The organism is Blastomonas sp. UPD001 (assembly GCF_003426715.1).
In the GTDB taxonomy this organism is placed as follows: Bacteria; Pseudomonadota; Alphaproteobacteria; order Sphingomonadales; family Sphingomonadaceae; genus Blastomonas.
In genome coordinates this window covers 378,466-383,785 of the sequence record NZ_QKVT01000001.1, presented here as the reverse complement: position 1 = coordinate 383,785, position 5,320 = coordinate 378,466, and the positions used below count along the sequence as shown (strand labels likewise).

The window sequence follows — 5,320 nt, the reverse complement described above, 5'->3', positions numbered from 1 at the left end:
ACGCCGCAACCGGCACATTGGCGCGGAACGGCAGTGCCAGCAGCGCCGCACCGAAGATCTGCGCGATCGGCAGGATCACGCCGACCAGCACGCCCAGCGCCACGCCGCGCGGCACCGACCGCCGGGTGAATCGCCACAGTTCGGAACGCAGCACGCGCGCAGCGAAGGGCCGGATGAAGCGGTTCTGCTCCATGCTCTCGCGCGTCGGCATGTTGCGACCAACCCAGCGGCTGAAACGGCCTTCCGTCAACTCCAAAACCCTATGCCCTTTGCTGTCCGCTGGAAGCGACAGGGCCCATGTGGGAGCGCCGCCGCAAAAGGCCATAGCCCCCAACGGATTAAAACGACGTTTACCCAGATTCGAAATCACCGAATCGGGCTGCGACCCCGTTCGAGCACGCCCCATAGCGCGCCGCGGTGATCTGGCGCACGCGATCTTACGAAGCGAGGTTAATTTTCGACGGGTGGTGCGACGCCCCTCATCCCCGATCGCGCATCAACCGACCCTGTTCGCGCTTCCATTCGCGCTCCTTGGTGGCCGCACGCTTGTCGGGTGCTTTCTTGCCCTTGGCGAGCGCGAGTTCGACCTTGGCGCGGCCGCGGCCGTTGAAGAAGATCGACAGCGGTACCAGGGTCATGCCCTGGCGCGCCACCGCGCCGTGCAGCTTGGCAATCTCGCGCGCGTGGAGCAGCAGCTTGCGCGGGCGCTTGGGCTCGTGGTTGAAGCGGTTGCCATGGCTGAATTCGGGGATGTTCGAATTGATCAGCCAGACCTGCTCGTCGCTGACCTCGGCATAGCTTTCCGCGATCGATCCCTCGCCGAAGCGCAGCGACTTGACCTCGGTGCCGGTGAGCGCGATCCCCGCCTCGTACACCTGATCGATGGCATAATCGTAGCGCGCGCGCCGGTTCTCGGCGACGACCTTCTTCTTGTCGAATGTCTCGGGCTTGGGCCGCGCCATCAGATCAGCCCAGCGTGCACCAGCGCCGCGTCGACCGCCTTGCGGCTCTTCTTGTCGGGCGGGGTCATCGGCAGCCTGAGATCGGGCAGGAAATCGGGCCGAACGCGGTGCAGCGCATATTTGACCGGGCCGGGCGAGGCATCGGAGAACATCGCCGAATGCAGCGGGTACAGACGATCGTTGAGCGCCAGCGCGGCCTTGTAATCGCCCTTGGCCAGCGCCGCCTGGAACTGTGCGCACAAGGCGGGCGCGACGTTCGCGGTCACCGAGATGCAGCCGACACCGCCCATCGCGCGGTGGCCCAAGGCGAGCTCGTCATTGCCCGACAGCTGGCAGAATTTCTTGCCGCACTGCGCGCGCTGCGCACTCACCCTCTCGAGATCGCCGGTCGCATCCTTGACGCCGATGATCGTGGGAAAGCGCGAGAGCTTGGCCATGGTCTCGACCTTGATGTCGGTCACGGTGCGTGCGGGCACATTGTAGAGCATGATCGGCAGGTCGCACGCCTCGGTCAGCGCCTTGAAATGCGCGCGCACGCCGTCCTGGCCGGGGCGGTTGTAATAGGGCGGCACGACCAGCGCGGCGCTGGCGCCGGCGGCCTTGGCGTTGAGCATGTGCCCGATCGCGACCTTGGTGTCGTTCGACCCGCAGCCCGCGATCACCGGAACGCGCCCCGCGGCCTGCTCGACACAGACGCGCACGACATAGTCATGCTCCTCGATCGACATGGTCGCGGCCTCGCCGGTGGTGCCGCAGGGAACGAGCCCCGAGCTGCCATTGTCGATCTGCCAGTCGATCAGCGCGCGGAACGCAGGCTCGTCAAACGCTCCGTCGCGGAAGGGCGTCGCAAGGGCCGGAATTGAGCCGGAAAACATCGGGTAGCTCCTTTACCTTGCCCGCAATTCAGGCAAGAACAAACCATTCACACATAGGCTGCGTGTTCAGCGCCTGATAAGGATCGAAAGCGCATCATGTCCAGCATGGTTTCACGAATTGCTATTGCGCGGCGCACCGCCGTGCTGCTCGCCCTGCCCCTGCTAGGCGTGCCCGCCGCCTGTCTCGCCAGCGACCAGACCGCCGATTATGCCGCCGCGCCGAGCCGCAGCGGCGATGGCAGCGACTGGGACCGCGCGCGCGCAAACCTGCTCCAGTCGATGCCCGCCGACATGTCGGGCACCATTGCCAACTGGCGCGCGCTGACGACGACGCCGAACAACTACACCTTCTCGACCTTTGCCAGCTTCCTCATTTCCAACCCCGGCTGGCCCGACGAGGACAAGATGCGCCGCAATGCCGAACAGGCGCTGGGCGCAGGCCCCGCCGCGCCGCAGGAGGTCGTCGCCTATTTCAACCGCTTTGCGCCGCTGACCAATGTCGGCCGCGCACGCTATGCGATGGCGCTCGACGCGGTGAGGCAGCGCGATGCGGCGCGGGGAGTCGCGGTCGCCGCCTGGCGCGGCGGCACGATGATGCCCGAAGACAGGGCGATGCTGTTCAGCCGTTTTGCCACGGATTTTACCGCCGCCGATCATGACGCGCGGATGGACGCGCTGCTCTGGGCCAGGGCGACGCCCGATGCCGAGGAGCAGTTCGGCTATGTCTCGCCCGCGCGCCGCGCGGTGTTCGCGGCGCGCCTCGCCATGCTCAAGAACCTGCCCGATGCCGATGCGCTGGCCGGTTCGCTCGGCGCCGAGGCGATGACCGATGCCGGCTATGTCGCGCAGCGCGCGAAGCGGCTGGTCGACACCGGCAACTGGACGATGGCGCGCCAGATGCTGGGCAGCCGCCCGGCGCTGCAATACCGTCCGGTCAATGCCGAAAGCTGGTACGAGCTGCTTCTGAGCCAGGCCCGCGCCGCGAGCAACGACGGACAATATGCGCTCGCCTTCGATATTGCCTCGAAGGTCGATGATGCCTTCGCGCCCGGCCACGACATTTCCGACGAGAGCCTGGGCGTGCGCGACGATTATACCAGCCTGACCTGGCTGGCGGGCACGGTGGCGCTGCAAAATCTCGGCCGACCGCGCGATGCGATCGGCATGTTCGCGCGCTATGGCGGCGGGGCGCGCACCCCGCAGACGCGCTCCAAGGGCTTCTACTGGGCCGGCCGCGCGGCGGCCGTCGCGGGCGATGCTGCCGAAGCGAACCGCTATTTCGAAATGGCCGCCGCCTATCCCGACCATTATTACGGACAGCTCGCCACCGAGCGGCTGGGCCGGGACATCCCACCCTTCGCGACCGCGCCGAGCGTGCAGGTCAGCGCGGTCGAACGCGGGCGCTTCAACGCCAGCTCGCTGGTGCAGGCGACCCAGGCGATCTCGCGCAGCGGCGACTGGCCGACCCAGCGGCGCTTTTTCGGCGCGGTGGCGGCCGCCGCCAAGACTCCGGAAGAGCACGTTCTGGCCACCGAACTCGCGCGCCAGATCGGGCGGCGCGATCTTGCGGTCATCGTCGGCCAGGCGGCGCGCGCCAAGGGTGTCGACGACCTGCAATCGGTCGCCTTCCCCCAAATGCCGGTTCCGCCGGGCGCGCTCAGCAGCTGGACGATGATCCACGCGATCACCCGCCAGGAAAGCCAGTATGCCCCCAATGCGGTCAGCCATGCCGGCGCGCGCGGGCTGATGCAGCTGATGCCCGGCACCGCGCGCGAACAGGCGGGCAAGATGGGGCTGAGCTATTCGCTCGGCGCGCTGACCGACGATACCGGCTACAACATCCAGCTCGGCGCGGGCTATTTCAGCCGGATGATGGACTATTTCGGCGGCAGCTACCCGCTCGCGGTCGCGGCCTACAATGCCGGACCGGGCAATGTGAACAAATGGCTGCGCGCCAATGGCGATCCGCGCATGGGCGGCATCGACATCGTCGAATGGGTAGAGAAGATCCCGATTTTCGAGACCAAGAACTATGTCCAGCGCGTGCTCGAGAATGCGGTGGTCTATGACGTGATGCACCCCGAACGCGCGACGATGCGCGGCAAGGACAAGCTCAGCCGCTATCTCGGCAAGAACACGCCGGGCTGACGCTCCCACCGGCCCCGTCATTCCCGCGAACGCGGGAATGTGGATTCACGTTTGAAGTGCAACACTGGTTTCTCCCATCGCAACACCATCTTAGCAGGTGTTGCACTTGTTCCGTGAACTCAGGGAATCCCGCTGCTTTTCGGTTACTGGCAGCAAGCGGGCCCCCCGCGTTCGCGGGGGTGACGGGGTTGGGAAACTGAAAAGGCTGCACCTGCTGGAACGTTCACGTTAAAGCCCTTGCCCATGGACCGCCCCAATTACATCACCCCGCAAGGCTACGCGGCGCTCAAGGCGCGCTATGACCAGCTGCTCGGCGTCGAGCGCCCGGCGATCGTCGAGATCGTCAGCTGGGCCGCAGGCAATGGCGATCGCAGCGAGAATGGCGACTATCTCTATGGCCGCAAGCGGATGCGCGAGATCGACCGCGAACTTAACCGCCTCGCCCGCAAGATGAAGGCCGCGCGTGTCATCGATCCCGCCACGCAGAGCGACAAGAGCCGTGTCTGGTTCGGCGCCGAGGTCGATATCGCCGACGAAGACGACAACTGGCGCACGCTGATGCTGGTCGGCGACGACGAGCAGGATGCGGGTTGGGGCCGGATCGGGTGGAGCTCTCCCCTCGCCCGCGCGCTCAAGGGCGCTGCGCTAGGCGATCTGCGCACCGTACAGTTGCCCGCGGGCGCGAAGGAATATGAGGTCATGGCGATCCGCTACCCCGACTGAGCGACCCCGACTGAGCGACAAAGAGCGCTAATGCCGGGTTAATTTTACATTTGTCGTATCCGTCCTATCGATTTCCCGAACGCAGCAATATACATGGCGCTGCGTGAACCCGATCCGGTCGTTACGGTCACGCGTTTCAAGATAACATAACCATCCGAGCTTGCGTATCCTTGTCATCAGGGATCGCTCTTCGACGCCATGTCGTCGCAACTCGCACAATTGACGAGGCGATGACGCTTGCCTGAAGGAATTGACCATGAATCCTGTCTTCTATTGGAATGCGATATTGCTCGAATGCTCGCGCCGGGACTTCACGCGCGGGTTCAACAATGCGCAACAGCCTGGCCCGATCCGCACATCGCGGGCGATGGCCATCGTTCACCTTGCCATCCACGATGCCGTCGCCTTCAGCAGCGGCAATCCTGGCGCGGCCTGGCTGACCAAGAAGGGCATCGCGAACACGATCGGCGCGGGCCCCGGCGGCAGCGTCGGCGACATCATCGCGGGCGCAGCCGTCGTGACGCTCAAGGCGATGTACCCGCGCTATGGCGGCTATATCGACGATTCCACCGGCGCAGTGAACGCGGCGCGCTTTGCCTTCGGCCAGCAGGT

At 65.6% G+C, this 5,320-nt stretch carries 6 protein-coding genes; 3 read left to right on the top strand and 3 right to left on the bottom strand.

Annotated features, from left to right (window positions below; all coding sequences use genetic code 11):
- The 3 genes from DM995_RS21600 to dapA form a co-directional block, all read right to left on the bottom strand.
- The coding region (locus tag DM995_RS21600; protein WP_198669224.1) for a DUF2062 domain-containing protein at positions 1-256 on the bottom strand (256 nt) is incomplete at its 3' end.
- Positions 257-479: 223 nt separating this feature from the next.
- Positions 480-962 (bottom strand): SsrA-binding protein SmpB, encoded by a 483-nt coding sequence (smpB, locus tag DM995_RS01865; RefSeq protein WP_023836956.1) that lies wholly within the window; start codon positions 960-962, stop codon positions 480-482.
- Positions 962-1,837, bottom strand: a complete 876-nt coding sequence (dapA, locus tag DM995_RS01860) for a 4-hydroxy-tetrahydrodipicolinate synthase (protein ID WP_023836957.1) — start codon at positions 1,835-1,837, stop codon at positions 962-964. Before dapA ends, smpB begins: the two co-directional genes overlap by 1 nt.
- Before the next feature lie 96 nt (positions 1,838-1,933).
- On the opposite strand from dapA, the gene DM995_RS01855 reads away from it, so the two are divergent.
- The 3 genes from DM995_RS01855 to DM995_RS21595 all read left to right on the top strand — a co-directional run.
- Positions 1,934-3,985 (top strand): lytic transglycosylase domain-containing protein, encoded by a 2,052-nt coding sequence (locus tag DM995_RS01855; RefSeq protein WP_232823979.1) that lies wholly within the window; start codon positions 1,934-1,936, stop codon positions 3,983-3,985.
- A gap of 243 nt (positions 3,986-4,228) precedes the next feature.
- Positions 4,229-4,708 carry a GreA/GreB family elongation factor gene (locus tag DM995_RS01850; RefSeq protein ID WP_116968312.1) on the top strand — a complete coding sequence of 160 codons (480 nt, stop codon included), beginning with the start codon at positions 4,229-4,231 and terminating at the stop codon, positions 4,706-4,708.
- A gap of 256 nt (positions 4,709-4,964) precedes the next feature.
- On the top strand, positions 4,965-5,320 hold a 356-nt coding region (locus DM995_RS21595), incomplete at its 3' end, for a hypothetical protein (protein WP_198669223.1).

Excerpts from the sequence above, each read along its gene's own strand:
- smpB (WP_023836956.1), bottom strand. The coding sequence starts at position 962 with ATGGCGCGGCCCAAGCCCGAGACATTCGACAAGAAGAAGGTCGTCGCC.
- dapA (WP_023836957.1), bottom strand. The coding sequence starts at position 1,837 with ATGTTTTCCGGCTCAATTCCGGCCCTTGCGACGCCCTTCCGCGACGGA.
- DM995_RS01855 (WP_232823979.1), top strand. The coding sequence starts at position 1,934 with ATGTCCAGCATGGTTTCACGAATTGCTATTGCGCGGCGCACCGCCGTG.
- DM995_RS01850 (WP_116968312.1), top strand. The coding sequence starts at position 4,229 with ATGGACCGCCCCAATTACATCACCCCGCAAGGCTACGCGGCGCTCAAG.